At 51.7% G+C, this 19,318-nt stretch carries 13 protein-coding genes; 12 read left to right on the forward strand and 1 reads right to left on the reverse strand.

Annotated elements, in window-relative coordinates:
• Positions 1-403 precede the first annotated feature (403 nt).
• The 5 genes from AC0YN0_RS02870 to AC0YN0_RS02890 all read left to right on the forward strand — a co-directional run bounded on the left by AC0YN0_RS02870 (position 404) and on the right by AC0YN0_RS02890 (position 6,133).
• Positions 404-1,357 (forward strand): peptidoglycan-binding domain-containing protein, encoded by a 954-nt coding sequence (locus AC0YN0_RS02870; RefSeq protein ID WP_475819904.1) that lies wholly within the window; start codon positions 404-406, stop codon positions 1,355-1,357.
• Between the two features lie 158 nt (positions 1,358-1,515).
• Positions 1,516-2,829, forward strand: a complete 1,314-nt coding sequence (locus tag AC0YN0_RS02875; RefSeq protein WP_475819905.1) for a DUF445 domain-containing protein — start codon at positions 1,516-1,518, stop codon at positions 2,827-2,829.
• 6 nt (positions 2,830-2,835) lie between these two features.
• Positions 2,836-4,173, forward strand: coding sequence for a DUF445 domain-containing protein (locus AC0YN0_RS02880; protein ID WP_475819906.1), 1,338 nt, complete (start codon positions 2,836-2,838; stop codon positions 4,171-4,173).
• Between the two features lie 252 nt (positions 4,174-4,425).
• Entirely contained in the window at positions 4,426-4,803 is a 378-nt protein-coding gene (locus AC0YN0_RS02885; RefSeq protein ID WP_475819907.1) for a hypothetical protein, read from the forward strand.
• A gap of 139 nt (positions 4,804-4,942) precedes the next feature.
• Positions 4,943-6,133, forward strand: coding sequence for a copper amine oxidase N-terminal domain-containing protein (locus tag AC0YN0_RS02890; protein WP_475819908.1), 1,191 nt, complete (start codon positions 4,943-4,945; stop codon positions 6,131-6,133).
• Between the two features lie 62 nt (positions 6,134-6,195).
• Here AC0YN0_RS02890 and AC0YN0_RS02895 read toward each other — a convergent pair whose 3' ends face one another.
• A complete protein-coding gene (locus tag AC0YN0_RS02895) occupies positions 6,196-7,071 on the reverse strand; it encodes a helix-turn-helix domain-containing protein (RefSeq protein ID WP_475819909.1) in 876 nt (291 codons plus the stop codon).
• 134 nt (positions 7,072-7,205) lie between these two features.
• Here AC0YN0_RS02895 and AC0YN0_RS02900 point away from each other — a divergent pair, with 134 nt between their 5' ends.
• From AC0YN0_RS02900 to AC0YN0_RS02930, 7 genes are all read left to right on the forward strand, one after another.
• Positions 7,206-8,213 carry a glycoside hydrolase family 130 protein gene (locus AC0YN0_RS02900; protein ID WP_475819910.1) on the forward strand — a complete coding sequence of 336 codons (1,008 nt, stop codon included), beginning with the start codon at positions 7,206-7,208 and terminating at the stop codon, positions 8,211-8,213.
• A gap of 31 nt (positions 8,214-8,244) precedes the next feature.
• Complete coding sequence (locus AC0YN0_RS02905) at positions 8,245-9,165, forward strand: ABC transporter permease (protein ID WP_442053076.1); 921 nt, start codon at positions 8,245-8,247, stop codon at positions 9,163-9,165.
• Positions 9,166-9,211: 46 nt separating this feature from the next.
• Positions 9,212-10,084 (forward strand): carbohydrate ABC transporter permease, encoded by an 873-nt coding sequence (locus AC0YN0_RS02910; protein ID WP_442053077.1) that lies wholly within the window; start codon positions 9,212-9,214, stop codon positions 10,082-10,084.
• An 83-nt stretch (positions 10,085-10,167) separates the two neighbouring features.
• On the forward strand, positions 10,168-11,769 hold the full coding sequence (locus AC0YN0_RS02915) for an extracellular solute-binding protein (protein ID WP_475819911.1): 1,602 nt from the start codon (positions 10,168-10,170) through the stop codon (positions 11,767-11,769).
• 110 nt (positions 11,770-11,879) lie between these two features.
• On the forward strand, positions 11,880-15,413 hold the full coding sequence (locus tag AC0YN0_RS02920; protein ID WP_475819912.1) for a GH36 C-terminal domain-containing protein: 3,534 nt from the start codon (positions 11,880-11,882) through the stop codon (positions 15,411-15,413).
• A 345-nt stretch (positions 15,414-15,758) separates the two neighbouring features.
• Positions 15,759-17,576, forward strand: coding sequence for a cache domain-containing sensor histidine kinase (locus AC0YN0_RS02925; protein ID WP_475819913.1), 1,818 nt, complete (start codon positions 15,759-15,761; stop codon positions 17,574-17,576).
• On the forward strand, positions 17,569-19,239 hold the full coding sequence (locus AC0YN0_RS02930; RefSeq protein WP_475819914.1) for a response regulator: 1,671 nt from the start codon (positions 17,569-17,571) through the stop codon (positions 19,237-19,239). The genes AC0YN0_RS02925 and AC0YN0_RS02930 overlap by 8 nt, the downstream gene beginning before the upstream one ends.
• Positions 19,240-19,318: the final 79 nt, after the last annotated feature.

The following is a 19,318-nucleotide window of genomic DNA, read 5'->3' on the forward strand; positions in this document are numbered from 1 at the left end:
CTCGTTTTTTTATTTGGCAGCTCATAGGCATTATCTCTTGCTTAACGAATCTAGACACGCTTATTCGTGAATTTCAGAGGTAATTTGTCATGTAACGAATCGTAGTATTGTTATGTCATCGCGATGTCGGTGGAATTCATGAATTTGAAGGAAATAAGAATGTCTGGGTTCCTTATCGACGTGATTGGGAGTGGAAAATGGACATTAAGTTGTCTGAGGTTCGTTACTTGAATCGTATTGAGATACTGGATTAGCGGTCAAACCGTTGACGATTGCCTATCGGCGAATCGTCATTTTTTATTTTGAAAATAGTTATCGATCCATGCAAGCATTTTGAATTATTGGGGATAGTAATTGAGGGATCACGAGAAATAATTTCACAAAAAGGAAGGTGTCTAGTTGGATGCAACATCATGAGGAAGCGGCCCGTCCGCGCAAAAAAGGTACATTTGGCCGGAACATAGGCAAGTTTTTGGGGGCAGCGCTTCTTGGGGTTACCTTGACGTTCAGTATGCCGCATACGGGTCTCGCGGTTGGCAAAAACGCCAAAGGGCCGGAAGTATACGTCATCCAAGGGATGCTGAAGTCATTGGGGAGCTACAGCGGCAAAATTAATGGTTACTATAACGCAGACACGGTTCGCGGCGTTAAGTATTTTCAGAAGAAGCACGGACTGCCTGTAACTGGTGCGGTTGACGCGAAGACGCTCAACTCCATTACTTACTCTTATACGACATTGAAGTCGCCTAGCAAAGCGAAGAGCAAATCGCAAAGCAAAGCGAAGTCGATCGGCAACGGCAGCGGCGCAGGTAACGGTGCTGGTGGCGGCGCAGGCGGCGGCGCAGGCGGCGGAGCTGGTGGCGGCGCAGGCGGCGGAGCTGGAGGCGGCGCAGGCGGCGGAGCTGGAGGCGGCGCAGGCGGCGGAGCTGGAGGCGGCGCAGGCGGCGGAGCTGGAGGCGGCGCAGGCGGCGGAGCTGGTGGTGGCGCAGGCGGCGGAGCTGGAGGCGGCGCAGGCGGCGGAGCTGGTGGTGGCGCAGGCGGCGGAGCTGGAGGCGGTGCAGGCGGCGGAGCTGGTGGTGGCGCAGGCGGCGGAGCTGGTGGCGGCGCAGGCGGCGGAGCTGGAGGCGGCAAAGGCGGTGCAGGCGGCGGTGGCGGTCAAGGCATCGAGAACAACCGTCCTGCCCCTGGCGGCGAGAACAGACCAATGCCAAACGGGCGTCCTGAGAACAACCGTCCACATGGCGGAACTGGCAATGGCGCTGGATCCGGTGCTGGTCAAAGCGGCCAAGGCGGCAATGGCAACAACATTGCGCCGAACCGAGTGCAAGAGAACGCTCCTGCTCCAGGCGCGAGATAATCGTTATTCGAACAGTGGCTGTTCCGCCGAATGAAAGTTCGCGCGGGACAGCCTTTATTTATGTCCGAATGTTGGCTCACATCCGCGACCAATGGCAATGACTTCCGTAAAGTATTACAATGAAATTATTTCAAACTAACTTCTGGAGTGAAGCTTGCATGAAATCGGAAGCTCAGGCGAGAAAGTTGAGCGTTAGCAAATGGGCGGGAACGTTGCTTATTGGCGCTTTTGTCGGCATGCTGGCCGCTTTTCCTTTTCAACATACGTTCGTTGGCGGTGTGATCTTCGCAATATGCAGCGCAGCGGCCATTGGCGGCTTGGCGGACTGGTTCGCGGTTACCGCGCTATTCGGGCAGCCTCTTCGCGTGAAGTGGCCGACGTGGATGGGAACGAACATTATTTCAAGGAATCGAGAGCGGCTCATTAACGAGCTCGTCGGTATGGTGCAGACCGAGCTGCTGTCCATTCCGAACATTCGAGCGAGACTCGATGAGCATAATATCGGCGCCGTATTGCTGAATTACTTGACGGAGCATAACGGCGAGAAGGCTGTTAACGACATCCTCCAAAGGCTGGCAGGCGACGTCATGTCCAAAGCTGATCTGAAGGATTTAGCGAGCGTCGTTCAGAACTATCTACTCGATCATGCCGATGCCATTCAAGTATCGGAGATTATAGCAGATGTGGGAGAGTGGACGCTTCGTAATCGTTATGACGACCGAATCGTGGAATTTCTATCGGCGGAGCTGATCAAGCTGGTTAAATCACATTCGTTCCGTATGATTGCCGAGCGATTGATTGATTCCGCCTTACAATCGTATGAAAACGGCTTGTCCCGCCGCAAGTGGGTGAATTCGGCTGCAGGTCTGAGTGCGCCAGCCATAAGTGCTAAGCTGCAAAGCTGGTTGACGGGCTATATGCAGGAAATGTCGGATGCTCATAATCCCCATCGGATCCAACTGAAAGAGATGATTGAGCAATATGTTGTTCGTCTGCGTACAGATGATCAGTTACGAGCACGTATAGAAGCGAGCAAGATGAAGCTGGTGAATAACTTGAAGGGCTATATCCATGTGGATGCCTATATCTCGGAAAATCTCGAGTCGTTCAGGCAGGCAGCAGCTTCAGGCGCTTCTGGAGAGAGCGGAGCTTTCCCATGGATTACGAGCAAAGTGCGGCTAGCTGTCGATCAAATGGAGAATAAGCCGGAGCTGCTTGATCGGATCGATGGCACGATTAAAACGTGGCTCTACGCCTTCATCAAACAGAAACATGATTATATCGGCAAGCTCGTTCAGGATAAGCTCAGCACCTATTCGGAAGAAGAGCTCATTAAGCAGGTCAAGCAGCATGCAGGACGGGATTTGCAATATATCCGAATTAACGGTACGTTAGTTGGCGCTTTTATAGGAGCGGTTCTCTATTTATTGACTTATATCGTTGAATGGCTCACATCATCGCTTGGGGGGTAGGATACAATGACTATGAGGAAGTGGGCAAATGGCAGTCTCGTTGTGCTGTCCGTGCTGTTCATTGGAGCGTTATGCTGCGTCGTTGCTTATCCTGATGCTTGGTGGGCTCGCATGCTGTTATATACGTTCGAAGCAGGTCTCGTTGGGGCGCTGGCTGATCTGTTCGCGGTAACCGTTCTGTTCCGGCATCCATTCGGCATTAAGAAATTTCCGCATACGGCGATCATACCAAGGAACCGTGATAAGCTGGTTGACAGCGTCGTCACCATGGTGGAAGAGCAGTTGCTGAGCAAAGAATCGCTTAAGGCAAAGGTGAAGCAGTTCCATATCGTCGAGGCATTGGTCGGCTGGGTGGACAGAAGGCCTGACGGTTTCGTATCGAAACAAGGCTGGGCTATTATTGCTACGCTATTGTCCAAGATTGATCTGGAAGGCGTATCGGTTATGCTCGATGAGCAGGCGCGCAAAGGACTGCGTCAGGCGAACGTATCTCCTTATGCCGGTACGGCGCTGAAGTGGGTGCTTGCGAGAGGCGACTTCCAAAGCTGGATTGGCGGAATCATTGATTTCGCGGCTCAGCGGATCGCCGTAGAGGAGACGAAGCAAGTCATCCGAGATATGATGATGAAGGAGAAGGATAAATTCGAAAATACGGGCGGCACCGTGTCCAAATGGTTCAAGCGAATGGCCGTGATCGTCGCCGAATCGACCGACTCGCTGAATATTGACGATGCTGCCGAAGCGATGTACCGTGACATGCTCGCTTTCATCGAGCAGCTTCGTAATCCCGAGCATGAGCTGCGCGTTCTCGTATCGGATATGGTGCACAAGCTTGCTGATGACCTTCAGCACAGCCATGAGCTGTCCGGGACGGTGAACAATTGGAAGAACGATGTGCTGGATAAAATATCGCTGCTCCCATCCATTCAGTCATTGCTTGGTTCGTTCAAGCAAATGCTGACCGATGAAGGAGAATTGAAATACATTGTGACGGAGAAACGATCTGTTAATCAGGAAGATATTAAGCAATGGGTAGGCGAGTTCATCCAAAGCTATTGGGACTGGTTCAAGAGCAGCCAATCGTCGAAGGACTGGTTGGAAGGATATGTTCAACAGTTCATAGGTAAGCTGATCGAGACTCAACATGCCTTAGTCGGCATTATTGTAAGAAGAACGCTGGAGGATTACACCGAGGAGAAGCTCGTTGTTTTCATCGAGAGCAAGGTCGATACCGACCTCCAACGTATTCGGCTGAACGGCGCGCTCATCGGCTCTTTAGTTGGCGCGGGACTATTCATTTTCCTGCACGGCATATACCGTCCGATTCTAGATTGGTTGGCTTAAGAAGCTATGTTGGATTTTCGCAGCAACTATTCGAGGTTTGGGACCAACCCAATCATGCTCCTATCGCGAAAAGTTACTGCAGACATCCAACATAGCTTGCTCGTCGCAGTAGATTGTAATGTTGGAGCTGTCCAAACCTATGCCCTTTTTTCCGAAAAGGCATGGGGAGCAAATCATTCTGAATCAATTGTCCAAGCCGCCAGCCACGCTTTTCATAGAATACTATATTCTAGCGAAAGGTTGTGGTTGGCAATGACCGTCTTTTACAAATTTTCTACCGGTCCTGTTGAAAACGTGATAGAAGGAGGTCCGATAGGCATCTCCAATCAGGTTTACGTCAAGGCGCTTAACAACTGCAAAACGAATAACGCAAAAGTACGCATCAAAGTGTACAGCTTGAATACCGGTCATAAAAAGCTGGTGGACTCCAAATCGTTCACGTTAACGCCATGGCAATCGGACTTTGAGAGGTTTATCACAAACACGTATGTTCAATACGAAATTGAAGTTTCAGTGAGCAGCGCTGACGTGCTGGTAACCGTCTGGGGCAAGAACAGAGCCGGCCGACTCGTTGCGGCGCATAGGTTCACTCAGCAGGAGCTGACGATGAAGAAAATTCGAAGAAAGTAATGCAAGGGCTGTCCTTAAGGTCAAATACGGACCGGGGGCAGCCATTTTTTTCGAATTCATTGAATTGACTTTGTACAAATCGACAAAAGTTACTATAATTATACATATTAATTTATTTTATTATTTGGGAGGGAAAGTAGTGAGGAAATTTCGTTTCAAAGGATTGAAAGTGTTGTGTCTTGCTTTTCTGGCGGCACTGCTATTCGTTACACCGGTTGCTCAAGCAGAAGGCATTAAGTTGAATTTGGATGGACAAGTCGTGAAGAGCAATGTGCAATCGATTAATAAACAAGGAACGATGATCGTGCCGATCCAAGACATCGCGTCTGCATTGGGTGCCACCTATGTGTGGGATGCAGCAGCAAAATCCTTGGTTGTCAAAAAAGGCAATACAACCGTCAAGTTCGTAGAGAATGCGGTTAAAGCAACTGTCGTATTCGGTTCGATTACGACAGAAGCCACGCTTAGCCAGCCGCTGCAAACGATCAACAAGCAGCTGATGGTTCCGCTTCGCTTCGTAGCGGAAATATTCGGAGCAACGGTAAAATGGGATAATACGTCGCAAGAAATTCAACTTTCGTTAGGCGTGGCGTCCGGTGAAGCAGGGGAGACTGGAGCGGCAGGGCCGCAAGGTCCGCAAGGCTCGGAAGGTCCAGCTGGCTCTAGTGGCCCAGCAGGCCCAGCGGGTTCAGCAGGCCCAGCAGGTCCAGCAGGTCCAGCAGGTCCAGCGGGTCCAGCGGGTCCAGCGGGTCCAGCAGGTCCAGCGGGTTCAGCAGGTTCAGCAGGTTCAGCAGGTCCAATAGGTCCAGAAGGTCCAGCAGGCGCGGACGGAGTCAATTTTGCAGAAGAAGGATTTTCGGCTTTCCTAGATATTCAGTCTACTAGTTCCACAACACAAATAGTAGGATCAGGTTGGTCTACTGGCGACCCTTATTACGAAGGTAATAACTTTGACGCGACAACAGGCGTATATACCGTTCCTTCTACAGGCAAGTATTCGATCAAAGCGACGATCAATTATGCGTTGCCTGCTGCTGCGTCTATAAGTTTAGGAGCAGGCGTAAACCCATCCTTCTCTGTCAATAATTTATCTTCGGGTTCGACGCTCATTACAGGATACTTGCCCATTCTCAATGTAAACGTGGCTTTGGTACTTACGTTAAGAACCGTTCTAGGTCAAAGCACCGTCACGTTGGAGGGGGACGTCAGCTTGATCGCGGGCGATCAGATAGCATTGTCCTACAACGCTGATGGTCTTGCGCTACCGATTAACATCGGCGGCAATGACTCCGCCGGCGTCGTATGGTCGGTTCATCAGCTATCCAACTAGCAGCATATTCCATAATCAACAAAAGCTCGTCTGGCTTATTAGCAGACGAGCTTTTCCTTTTGTTACGCATTAAGCCGGGATTGGCGATACTCGGTCGGCGTAATCCCTTTATATTCGCGGAAGAGTCGGCCGAATACGTTGTACGAGCTGAAGCCGACCTCAAGCGCAATGTCGAGAATGCTCATGTCGGTTGCGCTGAGCAGGCCGCAGGCGTGGCGGATTCTTATTTTGTGAAGCAGATGAAGGAAGTTGATTCCGGCATGCTTCTTGATTTCCACGCTGAGCCTAGTAGGAGGGATGCGGAAATGCTCTGCTAAGCCGGAGAGCGACAAATCATCGCGGTAGTGATAGTGAATATATTCGATAACCGGCCAGATCGAACCGTTGCCGGTGAGATAAGCCCGCTCTTGCGATTCCGTAGTTTGCTTCGATACCCGAATCCGCTGGAACAGCATTAATATTTCGTGGAGCCTCAAGGAGAGCAGTTCGTTACGGAAAGAATGGCTTTGGTTGTATTCGTTATACAAATTCAGAAGCAGCTTTTCGAACTGGATTAACTCTTCATTTTCTAAATGGATGAAAGGCTGTTGATTTTCGGTTAGCAGCGATTGCAGGTAAGATGAGCCCGATTTGGCACTGGATACGAGCAGCTCCATCGCGAACATGCAGTTGAACAGCCGGATCGGCGTCTGGGAATAGGTCACGATGTCATGAACTTGATAAGGAAGCAAGAAGGTGAATGTTCCCCGCCTCATCGGATGTCTAATTCCGTTGATTGTCTCATGTCCTTCGCCCTCGATGACGAGCGAGCACTCCAGGAAGTCATGCCGATGGGCAGGGAAGGAGTGGCGCACCTCATTGATAGATACATAGAAGGGAAAGTCCGCCGCAATCATTTCGTAATCGGATAAGTCTTTGTTCATCGGAAAAATCGTCATCGCGAACCCTCCCAAAAAATACATAAAAAACTAGTGTGTTGACAATAATTTTTGCACCATTCATGGTCGGATTATACCATAAACTGTGTTTGTAAGCGCTACACATTTTACAGAATTGCAAGGAGGATTTATTCATGTCACTACCGCCAATCGGCTTGATCGGCAACCTGGCATCAAGCCCGGTCATGCTGCGTCACCCGAACAATCCTATTCTTACGAGAGAGGATGTTCCTTACAATCCCGCGCTCGTATTCAACGCTGGCGTAACTAAGTTCCAGGGCCAATACGTGATGGTGTTCCGCAATGATTACGGTCAACCGGACAGGCAGACGCTTTCCCACTTTGGAACGACGAACCTCGGCCTCGCGTTCAGCCGCGACGGAATCGAATGGGAAGTAAGACCTGATCCGATCTTCGATCTGAGGGACGAAGAGATCATTCGTACTTACGATCCGAGGTTAACGGTCATCGACGGACGCTGTTACATGTGCTTTGCCGTCGATACGCTGCATGGCATTCGCGGCGGAATCGCGGTAACCGATGATTTCGAGCATTTCGAGGTACTGAGCATGAGCGCTCCTGATAATCGGAATATGGTGCTGTTCCCTGAGCAAATAGGCGGTCGATATGTGCGGTTGGAGAGACCGTTCACGATCTATAGCCGTGAGGGCAAGGAACGGTTCGACATTTGGATATCCGATTCGGCGGATTTGAAAGACTGGGGCAATTCGGAGCTGCTGCTGCCCGTCGAACGCGTACCGTTCGCCAATGCGAAGCTGGGGCCGGCTGCTCCGCCGATTAAGACGAAGAAGGGCTGGCTAACGACGTTCCATGCGGTCGATATCGATCCGTCCCGCGGCAAGAACGGCTGGGAAGATACATGGAAGAAACGGTATTCGGCGGGGCTTATGCTGCTCGATCTTGAGAATCCGAAGCGGATCATCGGCTTATATGAGGAACCGCTGCTGGCCCCCGACGCTTCCTATGAGAAGGACGGCGGATTCCGCAACCATGTTGTATTCCCGGGGGGCATGATCCTCGAAGATTCAGGCGAGGTGAAGATCTACTACGGAGCAGGCGACACCTACGAATGCTTGGCTAGCGCGCATGTGGACGATCTGCTCAGCCTGGTCCTGAAATAGTCATTTCGCTTAAAGGATGGAGGTGTGCACCATGTTTGCGACAAGCATGAAAAAATCATTTCGTTATTTGAACAAGAAAAAATATTTGTACCTTCTGTTGCTCCCCGGAATTGTCTATTTTCTCGTATTCAATTACGTGCCGATGTACGGAGTCATCATCGCCTTCAAAGATTTCAACTTCGCCAAGGGCATCTGGAACAGTCCGTGGATCGGCTTCGAGAACTTCCGCTACATGTTCGGTCTGAGCGACTTTTACACCGTATTCTGGAACTCGCTGTATTTAAGCTTCTTGAAACTCGTCATCGGCTTCCCGTTTCCGATTATCCTCGCGCTCTTCTTGAATGAAATGCGTAACCGCACCTATCAGAAAATAACGCAGACGATTATTTATCTTCCGCATTTCATCTCATGGGTCATTATCGGCGGTATCCTGATCAACTTCCTGTCCCCTTCCTGGGGTGTGCTGAATCTATTCCTGAAGCAGCTTGGCATTGAGCCGATCTTCTTCCTCGCCGACAACGATTATTTCCGGCCACTCGTCGTGCTAAGCAGCATATGGAAGGATTCCGGCTGGGAGAGCATCATTTACTTGGCGGCAATCGCCTCCATCAATTCGGAATTGTACGAGGCTGCAAGCATCGACGGCGCAAGCCGCCTGCAAAGACTATGGTACGTGACCATTCCGAGCATCAAGTCGACGATTGTTATTTTGCTAATCTTGCGACTTGGCCACATCATGAACAACGGCTTCGAGCAAATATTCGTGCTTCAGAATCCGATGAATCTCGGTGTCTCCGAAGTGTTCGAAACGTACGCCTACCGGGTAGGCATACTCGGCGGACGATTCTCCTTCGGCGCTACGGTAGGGTTGTTCACCTCCGTGATCGGCCTCATCTTCCTGCTGGCAAGCAATCGGATCGCGAAGCTGATGAAGGAAGACGGGATATGGTGATGCGGACACGTCTTGCCAGCGGCATATCGACAGGAGGTCGTTTCTTATGAGTATCAGATCCAGAGGGGATAAGCTGTTCGACATCATTAACTATGCGTGCCTAACGTTGTTCGCGCTTGCTTGCCTCTTTCCTTTCTTTTACGTAGCTGCTTTCTCGGTTACGCCTTACAACGAATATTTGGCGAATCCGCTTAAGTTGATTCCCAATAAGCTGGAGTTCAGCGCGTATACGCAAATTTTCAAGATGGATCAGCTATGGACCGGGTACCGGAACACCATCATTATTACGGTGCTCGGGGTATGCATTAACATTTTCCTCATGATCATCACGGCGTACCCGCTTTCGAAGCGGGATTTGAAGGGGAGAAGTTTCGCGCTCGTTCTTATTACATTCACGATGTTTTTCAACGGCGGGCTTATTCCTAACTTCTATTTGATTAAGTCGCTTGATCTGTACAACACGTTATGGAGCCTAGTATTGCCGAATGCACTGGGGGCTTACAACCTGCTGTTGATGAAAAACTTTATCGGCAGCATTCCGCCGAGCCTCGAAGAGTCGGCATCCATCGACGGGGCGAACGAGCTGAAGATCCTATTCCGGATTATCGTGCCGTTGTCGAAGCCGGCGATTGCTACATTCGTTATTTTCCACGCGGTAACGCAATGGAATACGTTCTTCAATGCGATCATCTACACGTCCAAAAGAGACCTGTGGCCGCTCATGCTCATCGTCAGGGATATGGTCGTCGACAGCGGCGGGGTAGCCAAGGATTTGATGGATACGGGAACGTCCGGCGTAACCGAGTTTACGATCAAGATGGCGATCATTATTTTCTCCACGCTGCCGATTATCATGGTCTATCCGTTCATGCAGAAGTACTTCATGAAGGGTATTCTAGTAGGCTCTATCAAAGGTTAAGGAAAAAGATTTGCCGTTTCTATCGGTTAAATCTGCGGTTAGCCGCGGTTTAATATAATTCGATGATCAAAGGGGAGAAGGACATGGTTATCAAAAAACACCGTATCGCCAAAACATTCATTTCCTTGTTGATTCTGGCAATGGCGCTAGCAGCCTGCAGCTCGAGCAACAACGGCGGCAATTCCAATGAAGGCAGCGGCAGCACGAACGCGCCGAAATCGACGAATAAGGCAAGCGAGGAGCCGGTAACGATCAAAATGTTCAACAGGGTCAACGCGGAGATCGTCCTCAAGGACAATCCGGTCATTGCCGAGGTAGAGAAGATCGCGAATGTGAAGCTTGAGATTGAGGCGCCTCCGATTAACAACTACGTCGACAAGCTGCAAGTGCTCATGGCGTCCGGCGATCTTCCCGACGTCATCTACAACTGGGGAACGGCAGGCAACGGCGCCGACGCGAACATGGAGAAGTGGGCGCAGAACGGCTTGCTGGAGCCGCTCGACGACAAGATTGCGAACTATCCGAATCTGATGAAAAACATTACGCCAGACATGTGGAACGCGGTCAAGTCGGTTACGGACGGCAAGACGTACATTATTCCGAGAACGAATGCCGTCAATCACTGGGGCTATATGATCAATCAGCAATGGCTGGATAAAGTAAGCTTGCAGGCTCCGACGACGCTCGACGAGCTGACGAATGTATGTAAAGCATTCACAGAGCAAGATCCGGACGGCAACGGCCAGAAGGACAGCTATTGCCTAAGCTTCTCCGGACCAGACCTTGGCCGCAATACGATCTGGAATGCTTCGAACTTCCTGGCTGCAGCGTTCTCCCTTCCGGTTGTGGATGGGGTGAAGGACGTAGACGGCACGTACAAAATCAGAGAAAAGATGTCCGGGTACATCCCATACCTGACGTACTTGAAGAAGCTTAACGACGAGAAGCTGATCGATCCTGAATTCCTGATCAACAAAATTTACGTCGACCAAGAGAAGCTCAACCAGAACCGCGTAGGTATCATTTATGCTCATCAAAGCACAGTTCTCGGCAACATTAGCAAAGATCCCGAGTCCGACAAAAAGTATACGTACCATGGCGTATTGAAGGATGCTAACGGTGTTGCCGCAGACTGGGTAACGCCTGCAATGTGGGGCGGCTGGATGATTCCGAAAGGCTCCAAAAACGTAGATGACGTTCTTGCCTTCCTGGACTGGGGCAATACGGCCGAAGCGAACGCATTGTTCCAGCTTGGCGTTAAGGGCGTAACTTACGACAGCTACGATCCAGCTACGAAAGCGATCTCGCGTACCGACGAGCAGACGACATTGTTGTCGACGCTTACGAGCAGCTACATGACGCCGGCGAATGCGATTAACGGCGAAGGCGCATCGATCGTCAACGCAACGACGCCAGAACGCATTAATCTGTACAAAACGCAGCTCGATGCGGCACTCGGCCAAATGACCGTCGTTAACGTACCTGCCGTGAGAGCGCCGAAGATCGCCAGCTTGAACAGCACGATTCCGGATCTCGTGAAGAAGAAGGACGATAACGAAATCAAATATATTACCGGCGCAATCAATGAAGAGAAGTTCAAGGAGTTCCTGGAGAAGGAATGGTATCCGGCTACAGCGGACGCAGAAGCTGAATATGTAGCCTTCATGAATTCATTAGGCAAGTAATGGCTTCAAACCCGCAAGTCGCAGCAAAGCATAGGACTCTTATTAAAGGGAACGTTATTGCGCTGCGTTTTGCGGGTTTATTTTTTCAACTAACGAAAGGGGTTGCAATTGTGCTAAAGATCGGTATCCGCAGTTTATTCTGTTTGATTCTCGCAGTCGTGTTAAGCATGTCGAGCATTCCGTTTGTCCCGAATGGATCGGTACAGACGGCAGAAGCAGCCGGCTCGACGATCACGAAAAGCGGCAATACTTGGACGCTGGAGAGCGACGTTCTGCGAGTCGTGCTTTCCTTTGCCGGCGGCAGCATTCAGATGACCAGCTTCTACAACAAAGAAGTCGGCAAGGAATATTTAACGGGAAGCGGCAGCAACTATTTGTTTTACTACAATTACGGCGGAAGCGACTTATACGCCAATGACGGCGGCTGGAATTTAGGTGCGGATTCGATCAGCAACATCTCCTTGTTCAGCACGACATGGGGCAAGAGGCTGGAAATTCCGATTACGAGAACTTCACCTCAAAATGTAACGATAACGCTCCGATTTGAAATGTATAACGATAGGGCGGGACTTAAATATTCCAATTTCATCAAGAACAACAGCACGTCCAATAAGACGATCACCGCTTCGGATGTTATCGCGCTTAACTTCCCGAACGATGCCCATACGCTGCATTACGTTCCGAACATGACGTGGAGCAGCACGACGGGCGCGCTGCCGATGAACGCAGCCAAAAACGCGATTACGCGATACAATACCGGCGATGGCTGGACGCTCCAGCCGGAGATGAACTGGAAGACGCAAGGCGCGACGGACAACCTCCCCTTCGCCGGCATTAATGCCTGGAGCGGCATATCCGGCGTCAAGGTGTCGACGAACCCCGGTTCTTTGCAGCTTGTGTTGTTCCCGAACGAGAAGTTCGAATACATTTCCGTCAATATGACCGCGTTCAAGGGCGATATTATGGACGGCAAGATGGCGGTTGAGGAGCATTTCCGCAAAAGATTCAAATACCATCATACGACGTCCGTCTTCACGACGAACGACTGGGAATGGCTAGGCAACCGCAACGAAGCTTATTATCGCAACACCGTTATTCCGAAGGCGACCCAAGCCGGCATGGACATGGTCATGGTCGACGATTTCTGGAATACGACGAGAGACACCACGACGGCGGCGAGCTCCTTCACGACGAATCTCGCGGCGCTCACGGACACGATCGTTGCGGCAGGCATGCGCTTCGGCATCTGGTTCAGCATGACCGGAGACAATCATAATGCCGGTCGTGATTTGGCCGACCCGGCCAATATCGAATTCAAGCGCAGCCAAGTGGAAGATGACATGATTCCGAACTACCATCTGTCTCATCAAATGATCGACCTGACCGAGTTCTGGCCGAATACGGCGGCTACCTCGACGTCGCATCCGAGCGACAGCGTTTACCGCAAAAACGTACTCGTCCGCGATTACAACAACGATATCGTCTCGCGCCATCCCGACTTCCTGACGAAGCTGACGAGCGAGGTCGATATTTATCCGACGCAGGGAGACCGCAACATCGGTCTGCTTCATATCGGCGACAACGGCTTCGTCTCTTCGAAGGGCAACGTCGATAAGAGTATGTTGATTCAAACGAACAGCTTCGGCTATTTGCCGCTTAACTCGGTTTACTACGGCGGCCTTACGACGGGCAAAGTGGAGGATTATTATTCGTACATGCCCGCCCGCGTCATTAAGTTCGCGAAGGATCCGAGCTCGTGGAGCGCGGCTGGAATCAGCACGCTGAAGAAGTTCAACGATTGGCGGAAAAATCCGCGTATCAAGGAGCTAACCGACGGTATCATCCGACCTCTGTACGCCGGCCCGAACTATGATACGGCAGGTCCTTACGCCTGGATGTATGCGCCGGACGACAAGAGCAAAGCGCTGATTATCGCGACGGCGGGCAACGAGGCTGCCGCGCCGGACGAGTTCACGCTTGATCTGCGGTGGTTGGATGATAACAAAACGTATTTGGTCGAAGATGTCACGATGAACGATAGCGGCGCTATCGGCTATAAGTACAAGGGCAGATATACGGGAGCCGAGCTGAAGTCGCCCGGATTGACCGTCAACTTCAAAGAAAATACGTCCAGAGGCAAGGCGTTCTGGATTCAAGAGGACAACGGCGCCGACATGCAGGTGCTGTACGCCGATGAGAATATTACTTCGTTTACCGCGTCTGCAGGCACTTCCAGTTTTACGATTAATGCCGCAGGTCCGGCAGACAAGACCGGCAAAGCGGTTGTCTATGACCGTACGGCGAACAAAACGATCATCGCCGATGTCGTCATCGGCGCCGGCGGGAGCGGCAGCGCAACGGTGGAATCCGGCTTCAAGCACGAGGCGGAGAGTCTGACGCTGACGATGTCCAGCGGCGGCACTTCCTCGAACGGCAGCGACGCGGCGGCAAGCGGAGGATCGCTCAGCTATGCGAACGGCAACGCGGTTGGCGGATATGCCGACTATACGGTTAATGTGCCTAGCTCCGGTACGTATAACGTGAAGGTAAGAGTGAAGAAGCATCCGGACCGGGGGATCGCGCAGCTGTATATCGACGGAGTGGCAGTCGGCTCTCCGATCGATCAATATGCAAGCACTCCGGGCTACGTGGAAGTGAATCTAGGCAATTATGCTTTTACATCGGCGGGGAACAAAACGTTCCGCTTCCAGCTTACGGGCAAAAATCCGGCCAGCGCGCAATATACGCTTGCCACGGATACGATCAGGCTGACCTACCGTTCGCCGGATATGCAACTGCCGCCGCAAATTTACGAACCGGTGAAGTACGAGGCGGAGAGCGCAACGACGACGGTGTCTTCGGGAGGAACGAATACGGACGGTTCCGATACGTCCGCGAGCGGCGGGGCTTTAAACTATGCCAATCCGGTCAGCGTCGGCGGCTGGGTGCAATACGCGCTTAATGTTCCGGCGGCCGGTACGTACAACGTGAAGGTGCAAGTGAAGAAGCATCCGGATCGCGGAATCGCGCAGCTTTACATTGACGGGGTAGCTCAAGGAGCGGCGGTTGACCAGTATCAAAGCGCACAAGGTTATGTATCGGTTGACCTCGGAGACGTAACGTTCAGCTCCGCGGGCACGAAGGCGTTCCGCTTCCAGTCTACGGGCAAGAACGCAAGCAGCAGCTCCTACACGTTAGCGACGGATTACATCGCCTTAACGAAGAAGCCGCTAACCTTCGAGAGCGAAAGCTTGGCTGCGAACCTATCGACAGGGGCAACGGTGACGACCGGTTCCGATTCGGCGGCAAGCGGCGGCTCGTTAAGCTATAGCGGCTTTGGCGGCGTCGGCCAGTGGATCGAGTACACGGTGCCCGTGCCGGGAGCGGGAACGTACGCGATAAGCGCGAGAATCAAGAAGCATCCCGATCGCGGGACGGCGCAGTTGTATATTGACGGAGCAGCCATAGGCTTCCCTGTAGACCATTACGGCAACCCGCAAGGTTACGAGACCGTCGGGTTCGGAACGGCGATCTTCAGTTCGGCAGGCAACAAGACGTTCCGCTTCCAAATCACCGGCAAAGATCCGGGAAGCAATTCTTATACGCTTGCTCACGATGCATTCATGCTTACGAAAATCGATTAAGCGGAAAGACGGGGAGGCGGACGCCTTCCCGTCTTTGACGTTAGCTGATGCCGCCAAGGGCTTCGGGCTGGGCGTCTTTTTCTAATGGACACTACGAACGCTTAGCGATCAATTAGCACTGCATTCATTTTCTAATGGACATCACGGATCGTTACAGGCACTTACTTAATTAAACCAGTATTCATTGGCCATCTTAGCGTCGCTTTTGTCCATTAGCGCACCGAAAGCAGTCGATAGGAAGTTTAAGCAGCTATTTTGTCCGTTATCCGTTATCTATTCAGGAATAAATTTACGAAACAGCATTTCATCATGTACAATGGTTCGCAAGCGGGAGGTGTGAAGAACTTGACGATATCGTGGGTTAAGCATGTTAAGTCATCGGTAGCTGATATGTATGACGGCTTTTCGTTCAGGCAACGAATCAGCATCGCGTTTCTGCTGCTCGTCGCGCTTGCCATCGGAATCGTTGGAACGACTTCCTACCTCATTGCGTCCAAGGAGCTTCAGCGCAACGCCTTCGCCTCCAGCCGCGAATCGGTTAGCAAGACGACCCAGCTGCTGGATGACAAGCTGTATAGCGTATCGAAGTCCGTTCGCTCCATTATGCTCAGCGACTCTTACAATCTATTAATGCAGGACGTACAAAGCAATAATATTGCCAACTATTATGTTCACCTCTCCGAAATGCAATATCAGTTCTCGCAGGCGGTGTTCAACGAGCCTCTTATCGAGAGCATTCTGATTGCGACGCCGATCGGCGATTTCTACCATTTATCTCAGAGACGCTCTCCAAATCGATCTTTCTACGAATCCAATTTGTATTATTTGGCCAAGGACAATACCGGCGGTCTGTGGCTGCGAGGGCATACCGACGTCTTCTTCACGGGAGAGAGCCGCGTCCTCAGCTTCGTAACGAAAGGCACGCAGGATAATCTCTCTAATACGAACGTTTATTTCATCGTCAACGTCAGCGAAAGCGGACTGATCAGTATGATGAATCAAGGCTCCTCCCAGAAGGAAGGGAGCTATTTCATTGTGGATTCCACGGGCAACGAGGTGATGCGAACTTCGTGGTCCGCTCAGCATAATATGCGCAAGGACGAGACATTCCTTCGCAACGTGACGGACGATACTCAGGGTGCCTTCTTCCACAACTTCGACAAGACGGAGTATCTCGTCAATTATTCCCGCTCCTCAACGGTGAATTATTGGCTGCTATTCGGCATCAGGTCGAAGGACAATCTGCTCGAGCAGATGAAGGACGTGCAGCAAACGACGATTTATCTCATGCTGCTGTTCCTGGCGGCGGCATGGCTTGTATCAAGCAAGCTGACGGGGCTGCTCGTCCGGCCGCTCCACAAGCTGCAGCGTCTCATGCGCGAGGTCGAGGACAACAGGCTGACCGTCCGCTTCGAGAGCAAGTCAAGGGATGAAGTCGCGCAGGTAGGCTTTCAATTCAACCGCATGCTGGATGAGATTAATCGTCTGATTCAAGACGTGAGAACGAGCGAGGCGGGCAAGCGGGAAGCGGAGATGCGGGCGTTGACCGCGCAGATGGAGCCTCATTTTCTATATAACACACTGAATACGATTTATTGCAAATCCGAGATGGGCGAGAACGAGGAAGTGAACAAGATGATTCTGGCTTTGTCGACGATGTTCCAGCTTGGTCTCAGCGGCGGGAAGGATTGGAATACGCTGGAGGACGAGTTGACTCACGTCGAGCAATATTGCGCGATCCAAAGCATGTGCTATGAAGAGCTTTTCCGATATGTGGTTCATATCGCGGACCCTCAGCTGCTCACCTATTACGTCCCGAAGATCGTGCTGCAGCCGATCGTGGAGAACAGCATCCAGCATGGCTTCCGCGACAGACGTACTGGAGGCGAGATTACAGTAGATGTAGGGCAAGACGGCGGCAAGCTGCATATCGTTATTCAGGATAACGGATCGGGCATCGATCCTATGCTTGTAAACGAAAGATTGAAGACGCTAGGTGAATCGCCATCCGGCAAAGGTTTCGCGCTGTACAACATAGCGAATCGGCTGAGCCTTTATTACGGGGACGAAGCAAGGATGGCGCTTAGCAGTCCAGTCGAGGGCGGGACGAGAACGGACTTGTGGATTCCAATGCGGAGAGGGGAGATTCAGTGGCATGGCTAATGAAACCGGAACCGAGATTAAACTCGTCGTCATCGACGATATTCGCAGCGTAGTCGAGATGGTGTCGCGGAAGCCTCCTTGGGCGGAACACGACATTGAGGTCGCGGGAACGGCGCTCGACGGAGAAGAAGGCATTCGATTGGTCGAGGAGACGAAACCCGACATTGTGTTGACCGATATCCGCATGCCAAGGATGGACGGGCTTGCTATGACGCAAGCGATACTGGCTGCCGCCCCTGCCACCAAAGTCATTATCTTGAGCGCATACACCGACTTCACCTATGCGCAGCAGGCGATTCGGCTGGGCGCGTTCGATTTTCTGAAGAAGCCGTTCTCGGTTGATGAGATCGTGAAGACGGTATTGAATGCGAAGCAGGTTTTGCTTGAAGAGCGGGAGGAAAGAGAACGCCGACGTGAGATGGAGATGGAGCGCAGGCTGGGTCTACCGGTTCTGCAGCAGGAGCATCTGTCGCTGCTGATTCACCATCCTTTCAGTACTGAGAAGGCGGTGCAGCAATGGAAGCAGCTCGGCATCGAGCTTGAGCAAGCTCACTTCAACGTCTTCGTTGTGGAATTCGATCATTTTATGGAGAAATATATGGAAAGGCCGGTGCGCGAGATTGAGCTGATGCGCTTCAGTCTGAAGAACGTGCTGGAGGAGACCGTCTCTCAGCGGACGAAGGGCGTTGTCTTCCGGGAAGCGTCGAACCGGTTCGTCTGCATCATGAACTGCAGAGACAATAAAGAAGCGGAAAGCATCTCGGAAGCTTGCCGGCAGAATACGCAGCAGTACACGCATTCCACGATTTCGATCGGGGTTGGGCTATGCGTCGAGACCATTCAAGAGCTGCCGAGCGCTTATCAACAGGCAGTCAGCGCGCTATCCTATCATTTCTATACCGATGGCAACGGGGTGACAAGCTATAAGGTCGTGTCGGGCGGGGGCGAAGGACTCAGCCTGCTTCCGAACTATTCGCTTGCAGCGGAGCAGGAGCTGCTGTTCGCGCTGAAGTCCGGCAACAGCGGCAAATGCCGGCTGTTATTAGAGCGAATCTTCAACGATATGCTGGGGAGCGAGCCGCTGCCGGCTCCCCAGCATGTCGAAAGTCTCTGCTTCGAGTTGTCGGCAAAAATTTGCCGGACGATGCAGGAGCTTTTCCCTGGCGCCAAGGTGCATGAGCTTGAGAAGCGATGGCTGTCCGGGAGAGCAGGGACAAGCTCGACCTTTGTGGAGATGCGGGAAATGGTCCAAGGGCTGTGCGAGGAGGCTTGCGGCTGGACACGGCAGGAGCGATCCGACGAAACGAGCAAGCTGATCTATAAGGCAAAGGATTACATTTGCGACAACCTGCATGTGGACTTATCGTTGGAGCATTGCGCTAAACGGTTCAACATCAGCTCGGGTTATTTCTCGAATGTGTTCAAAAAGGTGCTCGGCATCTCCTTCCAGCAATTCGTTATCCATCAGCGTATGGAACGGGCAAAAGATCTATTGATTGGCGGCTATCAAGTACAGGAAATTGCCCAGCTTATCGGCTACGAGCATAGACGCTACTTCAGCGACGCGTTCAAGAAGCATACGAACATGACGCCATCCGAATTCAAAATATACAGCACAGGTATCGTCGACGAGCCGCTTGACCTTGAGCAGGGCAAAGGGTAGCTAGGCGCTCAGGACGATCGTTCGTTATGCAGCTTCTTCCGGTTATGGCCGGTAAGGAGCTGTTTTTGCAAAGTTTGAA

Source organism: Paenibacillus sp. J22P218 (assembly GCF_056269195.1).